Here is a 15,456-nt window from a genome sequence, read left to right on the forward strand (position 1 = left end):
AACATTTATGCTTTAAATACTAATCAAGTGGGTCAAAAGTACCACCAGCCCATCCGATGGTTGGAAGAATTTTATTACCGAAACTCACAAAATCGTTATGGAAGGTGTAGAAGTAATGAAATTCAGGTACATTATACGGCAAATACGTTGTATTTGTGATGACAACATTTTTAAAATACTTGGTATAAGTTGCTTTATCATTAATGTTTAAAGTTTCTCTAAATGCGGTTGTACCTCCGGGAACTGTTGGATCTTCTAATACTTTTTTATCTTTCTGGTCCGATCCTGATGGAGGATTCACTAACTGGACTTCCAATTTAGACATGTTCCCGGTTAACAGATGCATGGTGCGGGATCTTCTCAAATCTGAATTACGTTTGTTCTCGAAAGCGAATTCAATCTGTCTTTCGTTAAGAATTAAGTTACGCAATTGAGGCGTACTTCCGGCCAATGCAAGTCCGTAATCAGAATCACCTGCCACTACTCCTGCTCTTATACGAATTTGTCTCACTAAATCTTTTGCACCTGCGGTATTTCCGGTTTCATTTAAACAATCGGCATAATTCAACATTACCTCTGCAAACCTAAGCTCAATCCAATCCATACCACTTCCGCCACCAACAGAACTATTGTAAGCAGAAGCACTTGCAGTTAAACCAGGTGTAGAGAAACGCTTTACATATACCGCAACTCCACTGCTCTCCCCAACGGCAAGGTTGTAAGTCCACTGTTTTCTATTCGCGTTTCCGCTTAAAGGATATACCGATCCGTTTGTAGCAAAGGTGGCTTCAAATCTCGGATCTCTATTTTGCCAGAACATGGTTGCATCATAAGGAAAAGCTGTTGAGGTATTTAATGGTTTTCCATCTTTCATTGGGTAGGCATCCAACATTTTTGTAGTCGGCATAAAATAAGTATTTGGAAAGCCGGTACTTCCACCTTCAGATGTTGGTCTAACCCGCTGTTCAGTTCCATTCCCCCTGTTAGGTACCGTATTTGAATAAGTTCTAACGAGAATGGCTTCAGTGTTGGCTGTACCTTCTACACGGAAAATATCTAAATAATTTGGCATTAATTTTTTTCCTGCCGAAACGCACATATCATAAGCTTCTTTATTAGCAGCTAAAGCATCAGTCCATCTCGATGCCTGATAAGGATGTTTTGCATCATTTAGCGGATTAAATTGAGGACTAGCCCAATAGAATAACACTTTTGCTTTTAAACAGGTGGCAATCAGTTTAGTGATTTTACCTCTTCCGTCAGCGTCGCCTGGCGCAAAACCATCTAACAGGATAATGGCATTATTTAGATCGCTTAGTATTGCCGCAAAACACTCTTTAGCCGGCCTTCTACCTTCATCATAAATGCTGTCAGCTCCCTGTGGTGTTAATGGAAGTGGAACGCCACCATAAACTTTAACCAATTCGAAATAGGTTATCGCTCTTAGCGCATAATATTGCCCAAGCAATTCATTTTTCTTTTGGGTTAGCATTGTACTGTTCGGAAGATTGGCAATGGCATCATTACATCTCGCAATATCCCAATATTTATTCTGGCCTGGGTTACCGCCATAGTTGTTACCAGAATACCTTACGTCGTTATTGCCCAGGATACCCTGTAGGCCAAGCGCCATTTTTGCATTAGCATCTCCATCAGGGAAATAGTTCTCATCACTGGCATAGTGAACACCATAACGATCTGGAGTGAGTTGCAAGGGAAATTGATACATGGCTACATCATACACCCTGTTAAGATGTAGTTGTACAGAACCCTCATTATCCCATATGGCCTGATCGATACCGCCTGTATCTGGTAATAAGAAAAACTCATCTTTATTTACACAAGCGGGCAAAAGTGCAGCTAAAGTTAAAATAGCTACTGCTTTTTTTATATTGTTTTTTATCTGATTAATCATTGCTCAAAAAATTATAGGTTAACACTTAATCCTAAAGATATAGTCCTCAACATTGGATAATCCCATGCACTTGAAGTGTATGGATCTTTATAAGGCAGCGGATTTACAATGGTCCAAAGATTATTTCCGGTTAGTAGAATACGGGCTCCACCGATCCCTAATTTATTTGCAAAAGCAGTAGGTGCTTTATAACTCAAAGTCATGGTATTGATCCGGATCATCGTTCCATCAACTGCCCAAAAATCAGAGTTTATTCCTAACGAAGGATCGTCAAATCTAGGGTATTTACCTTCCATTGGATTTTCTAATGTCCAGCGATCTGTCCAGATAGACAAGGTATTTCTAGTTTTTGACGGTGCTGTTCTTGCCCTGCTATCATAGAAAATTTTACCACCAAATCGGGCATTTATATTCGTGTTTAAACTGAAGTTTTTGTAGGTCAGGTTTAGCGAGATACCAGAAGAAAAGAATGCATTAGTATTGTTATACAAAGGCGCTAAATCGCTGTCGGAGATTACACCATCAGCATTGGTATCTTCATAATACAACCAGCCGGCCTGTGGGATTTTATCGTAAATCCTATAATTAGGGTATTTCGCCATCCAGGCATCAACTTCTCCCTGAGTTCTGAACATGCCCAGGTTGGTTAAACCATAATTGCTGGTATTGTACTTGCGTGGGTCTGTACCGAACAATTGTAAGTTAGGAAAAGTATTGTTGATTAAGTTACCTGGCGTATAGAGGATCCTGTCTGTAACCGAGTTACCATAAGAGAAGTTCATGCTCGCACTAAGATTCCAGTCTGTTGCAAGTTTTGCTTTATAGCCAATGCTAAATTCAGAACCCCAGTTATAAAGCTGTCTGTAGTTTAATACTGGAGCCTGTGTACCAAAATATTGTGGATATTGATTATTTGCACCCAGTTCGAAACCGTCATAAGTATAGTTTTGGAAGGCTTCAATACTAATATCTAATTTATTGTTAAACATTGAAGTTTCTAAGCCAACGTTAATGGTTCTTTTCTTCTCCCAGGTAATTTCGGGATTAGCCAAACGGGAACGGTTCAAACTATTCCCATTTGAAGTTCCATAGATATATCCATTGGTTACGTCAATCTGGAATCTATCCTGCCATAAACGAATGCCAACCCTGTCATCACCCGTAATACCAACATTTGCTTTTAATTTCAGAAAATTAATGAAGCTAAGTGCACTACTGTTTTTAAAGAACTTTTCCTGACTCACTACCCATCCAATTCCAATATTTGGCGATACGCCCCAACGATTCCCTAAAGCGAAGTTAGATGATGCATCAATACGGGCAATACCCTCAATCAGGTATCTCTTATCAAAATCATAACTAAAGCGCGCAAAACCAGAACGTTTGGAAACCGCTGTTTGATCTAAGTTTGATGCAACTAAAGTATTGATATCGTAAGCAAAAAATTGATCTACACCCGGTATTAACTGATTGGTATAACGAACGGTTGAATTTTGTGTATTACCCTCACTTTGCTCGGCACCAGCTAAGACACTAAAAGTGTGTTTCGCAATGGTTTTGTTGTATTGCAGTGTTAGAAAAAACTGATAGCTATTGTTATCAGTCAAACCAGGTGTGAAAGTAGAATTTGCTGCACTTGTTGGTTGAAAAGTAGGTGAAGTAGCAGTAGTTAATTGATTGGTGAACAATTCCTGGTTATTACCTCTTTTTACAAAATTGTACAGCGTGAACGGTGGTACATATTGTGTATTTTTCGAAGATCCACTTGATTGCGAAACCTGCCCGCGAATAACAAGTCCTTTCAGGAAGGTTGGTTCGTAAGTTAATGAGGCGTTAATACGGTATGACTTATTTGAACCATTATTATAATAACCAGATTCAGAAATGGCTAACGGATTTATATTGGCAGAATTTACGCCGTTAACATTATAGTTAACAAATTTTCCGTCGATACTAATTGGAACCCATCTTGGAACGGTTATCAGTCGTTCAAAAAAGGCGGCATCATTATCCTGGGCATTATGGTGCAGTTCTTTCGTGCCATAATCAACGTTAAAATTCACATCTGCTTTTAAGCCGTTCGCCAAGGTGGCAACCACACCACTTCTGAATGAATATTTGTTAAATTTCATTCCAGCATAATTTCCATTTTCCCCCTGGTAACTTCCTCCTGCGAAAAAGGTAATTTTATCACTGCCACCAGAAATACCGATATTATGTCTTTGTGTGGTAGCAGCCTGCCATACTTCATCGTACCAGCTTTTATAATCCAGCGTTTTGATATACTCTAAATCTTCCGGAGCGAAGTAATCTGATGCAGGAGCACCCTGAGAACGGAAGGTATCATTTAATAATAATGCATGCTCATATCCAGATAACATTTTTGGCACCTTAATCGCATCTGAAATACCCAGATAACCATTATAGGTGATGCTTGGCTTGCCGATTCTACCTTTTTTTGTTGTAACCAGAATAACCCCTTTAGCACCGGCAGCACCATAAATTGCAGCAGAAGCATCCTTTAAGAAGGTTAAATTCTCAATCATAGAAGCATCTATATTATCGAAAGCTTCTCTTGTTACCGTAATATTATCTACAACATAAAGCGGTTCATCTGTGGTACCCGCCGCGGCAGTGGTCGTGGTAGAATTTCTAATGTTTAAAGTAATTGGCGAACCTGGTCGACCTGATGATTGACTCACACCAACACCAGCTACCCTATTCCGCAATGCACCTGCTAAGTTAGGTGCAGGAACATCCTGAATTTCAGCCCCACTAATGGTTGCTACCGCACCAAGGATTTCTGATTTTTTCTTGGTTCCATAACCGATAACAACAACCGCTTCGTTATCTAAACTTTGACTGTCTTCGACAAAGCTTACAGTTAAAGTTGTTTTGCCCGCTAGCGGAATGACTTGTCTAACATAGCCAACATAAGAAAAAACCAAAGCATCACTTGCAGGATCAGCTATCAGCGCAAATTCTCCTTTGTCGTTGGTGCTTACATTATTGGTTTTGCCACGTATCCCAACAGTTACACCGGGAACGGGCTGCCCATCTTTTTTGTCGACCACTTTACCGGTAATTTGCTTTTGTTGGGCAAAGGCAGCGGTACATGTGATTAGCATGAGCACTAAAACCCATGAGGTTTTTCGTAAAAATTTTGAGTTCATATTCGTTATTTGGTTAGTTTTTTACTAATACAGCTAATCTGATATCAATCAGGCCTTGTGCACGATTAATTTCATTTAGCATATATAAGCTGTAATGGCAATTGCTTTATACAGTTTATTGTTTCCGGTTAAGGATGGGTTTGTTTTTTTGTCTGCTTTTTACAGCTTGCTAGTTAGGCAAAAGAATTAGATAGCGTTAACTTAAAAATCTATCTCACCTTAATTGTCTTTGTGGCGACTCATATTTCTTTTTTTTGGTTAAAAATTATTGGTTAGAAAGTACATTTTAACTTTGCAATAGTGAAATAAAATCCATTTTTTAAGCTAAATTCAAACAGTTATTGTATAATCTTATCAAGATAAAAATAACCTTCTCGGTATAAGCTATTTAGTAATTTTATTCATACTACAATATAAGTATAAATTCATATATAAATGAAATATTCTTGAATAAAAAAATAAAAAAAATAATGAAGCATTACAAGGGCTCCATTAATTGTTCTAATTTGTTTGTGCTTTTGCTTTTCTGCGCTTCTCCCACTCTACTCCTTCTTTCTTCAGATCGTACCCGGCAGCTGATAAATAATTGTTAATACGACCCTTATATTTACCAAACCAGGCATGTTTTTTATCTGATGACTCTGCATCCATCGCATGTTCACGTGCTTCTGTAAGCCAAGCCAAAATTTGTTTTTTCTGCTCATCTGTCAACGTTAAAATCTGTTCTTGATAGGCCTTATAAGTAATTGGCAATACATTATAAGTCATACCGTTTTTAACCAGTTCAACCTGCTCATTAGTTAGTTGCGCAGAAAGTTTGCTGATGTATTTTTTATGGAGTTTAGCCAATGACGCTTCTACCACACGGCTATCTTTAGCAAGAGCCGAATCGCGTTCCGCTTTATTGTCTTTGTTTTTTTCTTTAATTGCCTTAACACGAATGTCGCGTGCTGCATAGATATCGTTTAAATTACTATATTGATCTCTGATGATCGCCGTTACTTTTTCTGTTTTTTTTGCCTCGGTAATTCCAAGATTAGCAACAATTTTAGCCGAACGCTCGGTAATCATTTTCACATAGGCTTCTTTATCGTTCACAGGATTGTTCTGGGCAAAAATTGCTGTAATGCTCGAGAAGGTTAACAATAAGGCTAAAACTGATGATTTCATTTCTTTATATTTAAATTGTATTTATTTTTTTTAGGTTCACATCTCCGCAAAAATGCACTTTTAAGCCGAGTTCATCCATTGCAGCTGCTTTAATGCGGCAAGCTTCGTGCGCCCCAGCTTCATAATTGGTATAAACCACCTGAATATGGTTGGCTTTATGCCTGGCCATGAGCTGATCGCGGCTTACACCTTTTAAAATGGCATGCATAATTGGCCATTCGGGTGTTGTTCCATTCCAGCGTCTTTTGGTTTCTTCCTCAGGCAAAGCTACTACTTCCCCAACGCCTAAATCGCAATGTAATTCATTATCCATTACATAAACACGGCTCCAAACAATGAAACCTGGCTTACTGATACCTTTTAACGATCCACCGCCTAAGCGGAAATACATAGCGGGCTGCCTATCGCTGCTTGCCCCGGCATAGCCGCCAATAAAATGTGCAGGTGGTGCTGCTCCAGAGATCAAAAACAGCCAAACAAAACCGTCTACGCTATCATTTTTGTAATATTCGCCCCAACGGATATCGTGAAGGGTGTTTTCTCCCGTCATTCCTAATTCTTTCCAAAGATTGTAGGTTACCAGGGCATCTAAACCGGCACATTCATCTACCTCGTTAAAATGTGGTAAAGCACGTTTTGGGTAAAGTTCTCTACCATCTACAGAAAATACTGGCGGACGGTCTTCATTATTTAATAAACCCTCTACTAAATCGCTGGCGACAGTTAAATCTTTTAATCCCTGCTGATATTGGATCCCGATGGTATCGCAACTAAAATTATCAGCTATCCTTAAGGCCGCAATATACATTTTACATTGTTCAAGGGTTTGTTCTTTTGTTAGCTGGGTTTCCTCATCAGTTCCCCAGTTAAAGCTCATTCCTTTTTGTAAAAGCCAGTTTAAAACAGCCTCAGCTTCGGCTTGCTTAACCTGTAGCATACCTGCATATAATGCCGATTGACTTAGGCGCTCTTTAAAGAAACCGGTTTTGTGTAACAGTTCGTCGGGAATGATAGCATTGTACATACCCATGCAGCCCTCATCAAACACACCCATGATCACTTTTCGCTCTTTTAAACTTTTGGCAAAAATTCTTCCTTTCTTGTCGTCGCTTAAGGGGATCTTACTCAAGGCAAAACTTTTAACATGACTTTGGTCGTAACTGATCTTGCCGGTTGATAACCATTCTTGCAGGCCATCGGTAAAAAACTCATCCGTAAAATTTTCGCTCCATAAACTGCTATATGTAATTGCCGCTTTGGTTAAGCAACCGTTCAAATTTAACATGCCTACCAAACCAGGCCATTGTCCGCTCCAGTTGGCTACGGTTAGTATTGGTCCGCGATGTGTGGTGAGCCCTGCAAGTACATGATGTGAGTATTGCCAAACACTTTCTGCAACGATTATGGGTTGGTTGGGATCGATATTTCTAAAGATATCCATACCCATTCTTTGCGAATCGATAAAGCCGTGTTTTTTTGTAGAATTGTAAGGATGGGCACGTTTTACTTTCCAGCCAAATTGTTCGATGGTTAAAGTTAGTTTTCGCTCCATTTCAACTTGGGCAGCCCAGCAATTTTGATTTGCTGAAAGCCGTAAATCGCCACTTGAAACCAGTAGAATTTCGCCTTGTTTACCTTGTCTCATAATTTATTAATGAACAAATAATTTATATAAAAATAATTTGTCTGCTTATATTTGGGTTATGCCTTTACGGCTATATACAAAACTCAACAATGAAAAACACTATTTTCTGATAGTTTTTATCAAATTAATATAGGATGTTATCATTAAACTCGTTAACTTTAGACCGCTGTGGCATAATTTGTTGAATATTGTAATGCAGTCCTAACCAAATATTTATTTTTACATGAAACCTCATTTTCATAAAGTTCCAATTACCTTACAAAGTTCATTTAGCATCCGTCATGATATCAAACCTGATTTTGGAAATATCTGGCATTACCATCCTGAACTGGAATTACATTATGTAATCAAAGGAGAAGGCGTTCGTTTTATTGGCGACAACATCAGTAATTTTGCACCAGATGAGATGGTGCTTTTAGGCGAAAACCTGCCGCATACCTGGCGTTGTAAAGATGAATATTTTCAGAACAATCCAGATCTTACCACTGAAGCCATGGTAATTCATTTCCTGCCCGATTGTTTGGGTAAATATATGCTTACTTTACCTGAAGCTTACCTGATTCCCAAATTATTCGAAAAAGCAAAAAGCGGAATGGTAATTAAGGGGAAAGCTAAAGATAAACTGGTTGATTTAATGCGGGCTGCCGTTGATGCGACCAATTTGGACCGAATTATTATCCTCTTATCTATCTTAAAAACTTTGGCCGAGACGGATGAATTTTCAACGATTGTAACGAGCAAAAACACATTTTATCAAAGTAACGAGTCTGAAACACTCCGCATCAATAAAATATGTAATTATACTCTGAGTAATTATAAAAAGGATATTACATTGGAAGAGGTAGCTTCATTAAGTAATTTAAGCGTAACTTCTTTCTGCAGGTATTTTAAACTGATGACGAAGAAGACCTTTTATGATTTTCTGATCGAAATAAGGGTGAGCCACGCCTGCCGTTTTTTAATTGAAAACAAGCTACCTACCGAAATGATCTGTTTTGATTGTGGTTTTAATAATGTATCTAATTTCTACCGGCACTTTAAAAAGGTTACGGGGATGACTCCTTTAGACTATAAAAGGAAGTATTTGAATTAGATTTTCATAGTGATCGTCATGCTGAATTTATTTCAGCATCTATACTGCAATACATTATCAGATCCTCAAAAATTACTGGCAAAATAGATCCTGAAACAAGTTCAGGATGACGAAATGAACATAATTTATCGTCATCTCGACTGTAGCGCAGCGAAATGGAGAGATCTATTTACAAAGATTTCTCCACTTCGGTCGAAATGACGATTACGCCACTTATATAAATACCTTAATATTTAAATTATTGCGCAGCGAAGTATAATCATCAAACAATGTTTCTACTTCTTTTACTATACTTGGCGTAAATGAGCCAACATTTCTGCGGGTAAAAGTCGAGATATTAAGCCCTCGCTTTTGCAGGAAGTATTTCGACACCACTGGATAAACGTTATGCATTACGTCCATGTTATCGATTAAAAACTGTTGTACCACCTGTACTTCATCTTTAAAAGCGCCATCATTGTAATGGTCGCAGAGCCATACAATCAATTCTGGAAAATAGTTCCCTTGAATGCACGATAAGCCTGAAGCCCCGGCTTTTAGCGACTCCACCGCATGTACAATATATGCATCGTATAATCCAAAAGTCTTGCCTGCTGTCAGTTTCAGTTTTTCTTTAATCTGACCAAGGTCCAGGCAGGTATCTTTATGGTAAATTACTCTTCCGGTTGATACAAAATCGGCCAATTGTTGCGGTTTCAATACTCTTTTATAAGGTACAGGGCATTCGTAAAAACCTAAGGGAATTTTATCTGTTTGGTCTAAAAGATCGAATACCCGATCGTTAAAAACCTCGTCTGGTTCATTTTCGCCAGCTAACAAACTGGTAATGGCAATCACTGCCTCTACCCCAGTATCGCTCACTTCTTTTACAAAATCGGCCTGTTCGGCAATAGCGCCACCAAAAGTTCCTGTAGCTACCACTGGTACGGCGCCGTTAACAACTTTAATCACATGTTTTATTGCCTGAATTCGCTCCTTGCCACTCAATTCGAACATTTCGCTCGATAAGCAGTTGGCAAATAAACCTGATGATCCGGCCTGTAAATAAATCTCAGTAAGCTGTGTAAGTGCCGGATAATCTATATTTCCATTGCTTAAAAAAGGTGTGAGCATTACCGGGATGAACCCTTTTTGTGAGTTTTCCATTATATTCTGATATGGTAAATTGTTCTATATAATTGCCTGATAAAACCAGAATGGTTTTTAATTGGCTGTTTTAGTTTTTCTATTTTTAATTTTCGTCAGGAAAAGCCCTGCTAAAAAAATGGTCAAAGTACCGATTACGATAATCATGTTTTTATGCAAAGGATTTCTAAAAACTTCATATTCTGGAGGAAGAAGTGAAGAAAATGTCATCCATATGATTACGGCAATGCCGATTATTGTTGCTGTTATGGCTTCATGGTTTTTAGTTTGCCTACTGATAATACCCAAAAGGAATAGCCCGAGCATTCCTGCCGCAAAAATCCCTGATAGTTCCCACCAAACATCTAAAATACTTTTTACGCCAATCATGGCAATGCCGGCAATCATGCCCAATAAGCCAAAGCCAATGGTAGCCAAATGTAATAGTGATAAATTTTGTTTCTCCGTTACATCAGGTTTAAAATATCGCTTATAAATATCAACTGAAAACACTGTTGCTGAGGCATTCATGCCAGAGCTTATGGTGCTCATTGCTGCCGATAAAATGGCCGATACAATTAAACCAACCAAACCTATGGGGATTTTAGTCACCATAAAATGTGGCATAATTTTATCACCATAATCAGATGGCAGTAATGCATGCTGTACCTTCAACACCTCTGCTGCCGAAGCACCTAAGGGTAAACGCTCTATGGCTACCTGGTGTTTTATCGACTGCACCAATTCTGGATTGATTTCATAATACGCATACAAGCAAGATCCTATAATAAAAAAGAGTAATGATGCCGGGATATACAACCAAACACATAACCATATCGATTTCGAAGCTGCTTTACTTGACGATGCCGTATGATAACGCTGGATGTAATTTTGGTCCATTCCGAAGTTATTCAGATTGATAAAAAAACCATACAGCAGTACCACCCAGAACGACGAACCAATAAAATCAGGCTTAAAACTGCCCAAACTAAATTTATTGGCCGATTGTCCGATCTCTACAATCTTCGAAACCCCTCCTGGCATATTCGAAATGATTAAATACAGAATAAGCAAAGCGCCAAAAGTCTTCACCACTGCTTGTACCACTTCTGTCCATATTACTGCCTCAATTCCTCCTAAAACAGTATAAACAATGATACAAATGCCCATTACGATCATAATCATCTGCATGGAATAACCAGTAAGTGCCTGTAGGCTCAGTGCAATCCCGAAAAATATCGATCCCATTCTGGCCAACTGGGTCAATAGGAAACAAACTACTGCGTATACCCTTGCCCATGCGCCAAAACGTTTTTCCAAATGGGTATAGGCCGATATTTCGCCAGTATTCCTATAAAACGGAACAAAGTATTTTGAAGCGATCCAAGCGGCCAAGGGCATCGAAATACTGAATACAAATGCGTTCCAATTGCTCCCGAAAGCCTTACCAGGTACGCCTAAAAAAGTATTGCTACTTAAAAATGTTGCATAAATAGATAAACCTATCGCCCATCCGGGGATCAGGCCCGAAGCTTTTGTAAATTGCTCGGAGTTTTTATTTTTCCTCGAAAAATAAACCCCAACTAATATCATTCCAACAAGATAAATGAAGATGATTGCAAGATCGACTAAAGGAAGTCCTTTCATTATTTGTTGGCTCGTTTATTAATTTGGTTAAAACAAATATGCATGACTAAATATCAGTATTAATATAAGATTTTGGCCACATATTGTACCATCTTATCTTATTGAACATCTAAAGCATCAACTGCCAGTCCTTTGCTTTCTGTGGCAATCAATTTGAGTTTATAAGTGCCGGCATTAATCATGCTCCCGGTGTTAGTGCTCAGGTAATTCCATTTACCTGCTTTGGTTGGTGCAAATTCAACCGTTTCTGTTTTCATTAATGTTCCATCTGCCGATAAAAATTCCAGCTTGGCTTTCAAAAGCTGCTCTGATGGATTATGGTATTTTAGGGTTAAGGAGTAGGTATCGGCAACACCAACTGATAACTGCCAGGTTAAGCTCCCTTGACTCGCCGCATTAAAAATTACACGCTGTTTATCCATTAAAATTGCTTTCACAACATCTTTACCTTCTAAAATACCATCAGTAGCTTTATAAGTGGTAGTGGTTTTTAAATCGTAAGCGGGTTGTAAATGCGTAATGGGCAATACAAAAATAGTTGCCACCCTATTATCAAAAATGATTCTTTCGTTGGGAATAAGTCTTTTGCGATAAAGATCAAACGTTTCATTATTGCTGTTGCTCAGGGTGGTTCTAGTATTTTCAAATCCCTGCGGAATACTACTGTTTTTATTTAGTGCAATAAAGGTATCAACACTATCAGTAGCCGTAAATTCGATACTTTCCTGTCCTCGTGAAGCTTTTAACCATTCTGCACCATATAAATTTGAAGGTAAATGGGTAAATGCTGATTTCTCTCCTTTAAACTGTTCTTGTCCAATATCCAGCCAGCTGTTTAATTCAGCATTTTTTATTTTTGTTAAAAGTGAATTGCTTACTGGCGCGGGTTTAATCTTTTGATTTAAACTGGCTATGGCAATGCCCGAAATCACGGCCTGCCCCACTTTCACCACAGGGAAGTTAATGTCTAAAAAGCCTCCTTTGATTGAAGTTTTAACTGTTTTTTTCAATAAAGTATTACTACCCGCCTCTTTCCAGATATCTAAATCTTTAATAACCGTTTTTCGATTAAATGCCACGTCAAATAAACGCATGGCCTTGGCATCAAAACCTCCGCCAATACCCAGCCATGGTTCTATAAAATAAAGTTCGACCAGATATTCGCCGTCAGGTAGTGGAAAATGATATTTCAATTGATCTCTGCCAAATCTGAAAGTCTGAAAAAGCTTCCAATCTTTAGTACCTTCAATGGGTTGAAAGGTACGGCGTTGACTGGCAAAAAAGGCTGGAATACCCGTAAAACCAGCCGTCCAGGAGGTTGAACCAAAACTATTCAACGAAGTTAAGTTCCGATCAGCAGACCATTTACTCCCGTTAGTATCTGTATAATCGCCACCACCGCAGTTTACACGGTACACATAATTATAATCCTGAGATGGTACTGTTAATTTTTCGTCCTTAATTAAAATGTTGAAATTTGGGCTTTGAGGCAGATTTTGCAATACCACTTGATCTTTAGCTACAGCTTTTCCGTTCACATAGCCCACTGCATATAATACATTATACCGGATATCAGTCTTGTTCCATTGGAAATGTGTGCCTATTGTACCACGTTTCCTTTTGCCTAAAGATTGGCTGTTTACATCGTTAAACAGTTCTACTTCATCGCAGTTAGAATAAACCACAATACTGTCTTTTATCCCTGGTTTGTTCCAGCGGTTTGGCCAGGTATGCGAAACAATATATACCATAGGCTCAGTTTGATTTGGGGCATAATTTGCCCTGAACATGTAAAAAACATCCGTGGGTTCTTCCCAAGGCGTAAACATGCCTTTATAGTTTACCGGGCCAACCCGATCTAAATCTCTTAATCCTTCGCCACCTTGTACCCTGCCTGGGTTATCGTGTGAGCTGTAGAGCCAGAAAAAATGACCAGCGGTTTTATCTTTCACCGATTCGGCCAGGCGAACTTTTGTTTCCATCAGATCGGTCATTTTATTTTCGGTATAACCTTTACCATTGTCATCTGTATCATGAAGATCAATAGTTCGCCAGGCACCGTATTCGCCAACCAAAACCTGCCTTTGAAGATCTTCTCCATAAGTTAACGGATTACCACCATAAGTGCCAGTCCAGTTTTGAGGAACATCCCAATCAGTGCCTTTCCCACCGTTGCAGGTGGTTACCTTTCTTTGTGATGAAGCTGTAGGATCTAATTTCCGAATCAGCTCAGTACATTCCTTCGCGAAATCTTCTGGTAAAGTACTTTCGTTTTCCAATCCCCATAAAACAACTGCCGGACTGTTCCTGCGTTCTTTTACCCAGTCTGTTAAGAGGTCTTTAAAATTTTTCCTGAATTCTGGTGTGTCATACCAGATGTGAGCGGCCATTTGTGTCCAGCATAAAATCCCTTCTTTATCCCAATAATCTGAGTACAATAAATTGTGTGGTTGATGTGCATCACGGAAGGCATTAAAACCTGCAGCTTTAATTTGTCGAACCCTAGAGCTGATCTGCTCGTTGCTAAAAGCATGGCTCTGCCCAATTAAATGCTCATATTCTGCAATTCCATTAATAAAAACCGGTTTACCATTCAATAAAAACTGTTTCTGGTTCGCTTGTTCACCAATAGGCCAACTGATCCAACGGATGCCATAGGGCGTTTTCAGTTCATCTACAATTTTTCCGTTTTCGATGATGGTGGTTTGTAAAGTATAGCGATATGGATTTTCTAAAGACCAAAGTTTAGGGTTAATGATTTTATCGGTCTGCTGATCAATCTGAATTTCTTTACCACCGGGAAGAATTATTGTTTTCGTTAATTCTTTAACCTGCTTTCCATTTTGATCTAGTAATCTGTTGATTATGGATATCTTTTTAGGCTTTAAACTATAGTTTTTAACTGTAGTACTCAGATTCAGAATAGCCGCCTTTTCTGAGATTTTATTGTCGTTCCAGATGTGGATACCAAACGGTTCAACACGGATATCATTAGTCACAATTAAATGTACCGGACGGAAAATGCCCATGGGCTGTGAACCTTCTGAAAAACCACGTTCGGTAGAGCAGCCACCATCAACCCAGGGTAAATCCTGGATATTTGCAGGATGATCGGCTCTTACCGCCAGCACATTGTCCTCGTTATTTAGTTTGATGGCTGAGGTCACATCCAAAGTAAACGTTGTTCGCCCACCAGCGTGGTACCCCACTTTTTTACCGTTTAACCAAACTGTTGCATACGAACCCACACCTTCGAAATACAGAAAAAACCGTTTTCCAGCCTTAATCGCGTTGGTTTTAAATGTTTTGCGGTACCAGGCATAACCATGTTTATTGCCATGAAGTTTGCGTTGATAGCCTTCGTACTGATCCCAGTTATGTGGAACATTTACATTTTTCCAATTTAAGGTTTTGTAGCTGGCTAACTGAAAACCATCAAAAGCATTTTTGTTTTTTTCGTCGGCAATACTGAGCCAATTGGAATTTAATAAAATGTCTTTCCTGGTTTGGTTTTGTGCATAGAGTGAACTCGCTCCATAAAAATTGATGAAGAATAACAGCAGTAAAAGCAACTGTTTAAATTGAATTTTTTTTGGTTCTTGGGGAAACGAACCAAGGCTCATGCAGCAAAAAACATTAAAAAAATCAACTTTAAATAAGTCTCTTCTAAGGGAGATTGCTTCGTCGT

General features: G+C 38.8%; 8 protein-coding genes. 1 reads left to right on the forward strand and 7 read right to left on the reverse strand.

Features of this window, described 5'->3' with window-relative positions:
- Positions 1–19: 19 nt before the first annotated feature.
- The 4 genes from AC1RJ8_RS00195 to AC1RJ8_RS00210 all read right to left on the reverse strand — a co-directional run bounded on the left by AC1RJ8_RS00195 (position 20) and on the right by AC1RJ8_RS00210 (position 7,903).
- Positions 20–1,915, reverse strand: a complete 1,896-nt coding sequence (locus tag AC1RJ8_RS00195) for a RagB/SusD family nutrient uptake outer membrane protein (RefSeq protein ID WP_492952339.1) — start codon at positions 1,913–1,915, stop codon at positions 20–22.
- 11 nt (positions 1,916–1,926) lie between these two features.
- A complete protein-coding gene (locus AC1RJ8_RS00200) occupies positions 1,927–5,088 on the reverse strand; it encodes a SusC/RagA family TonB-linked outer membrane protein (RefSeq protein WP_492952338.1) in 3,162 nt (1,053 codons plus the stop codon).
- A gap of 501 nt (positions 5,089–5,589) precedes the next feature.
- Positions 5,590–6,258: a DUF3826 domain-containing protein gene (locus AC1RJ8_RS00205; protein ID WP_492952337.1), complete on the reverse strand. Its 669-nt coding sequence runs from the start codon at positions 6,256–6,258 to the stop codon at positions 5,590–5,592.
- Positions 6,259–6,268: 10 nt separating this feature from the next.
- Positions 6,269–7,903, reverse strand: coding sequence for a fucose isomerase (locus AC1RJ8_RS00210; protein WP_492952336.1), 1,635 nt, complete (start codon positions 7,901–7,903; stop codon positions 6,269–6,271).
- 223 nt (positions 7,904–8,126) lie between these two features.
- Here AC1RJ8_RS00210 and AC1RJ8_RS00215 point away from each other — a divergent pair, with 223 nt between their 5' ends.
- Positions 8,127–8,996 (forward strand): AraC family transcriptional regulator, encoded by an 870-nt coding sequence (locus AC1RJ8_RS00215; protein ID WP_492952335.1) that lies wholly within the window; start codon positions 8,127–8,129, stop codon positions 8,994–8,996.
- Positions 8,997–9,209: 213 nt separating this feature from the next.
- Here AC1RJ8_RS00215 and AC1RJ8_RS00220 read toward each other — a convergent pair whose 3' ends face one another.
- The 3 genes from AC1RJ8_RS00220 to AC1RJ8_RS00230 form a co-directional block, all read right to left on the reverse strand.
- Positions 9,210–10,142 carry a dihydrodipicolinate synthase family protein gene (locus AC1RJ8_RS00220; protein WP_492952334.1) on the reverse strand — a complete coding sequence of 311 codons (933 nt, stop codon included), beginning with the start codon at positions 10,140–10,142 and terminating at the stop codon, positions 9,210–9,212.
- A gap of 57 nt (positions 10,143–10,199) precedes the next feature.
- A complete protein-coding gene (locus AC1RJ8_RS00225) occupies positions 10,200–11,768 on the reverse strand; it encodes a sodium:solute symporter family protein (RefSeq protein ID WP_492952333.1) in 1,569 nt (522 codons plus the stop codon).
- Between the two features lie 98 nt (positions 11,769–11,866).
- Positions 11,867–15,340, reverse strand: coding sequence for a malectin domain-containing carbohydrate-binding protein (locus AC1RJ8_RS00230; RefSeq protein ID WP_493008019.1), 3,474 nt, complete (start codon positions 15,338–15,340; stop codon positions 11,867–11,869).
- Positions 15,341–15,456: the final 116 nt, after the last annotated feature.

The organism is Pedobacter sp. GW822-FHT03F06 (assembly GCF_058801365.1).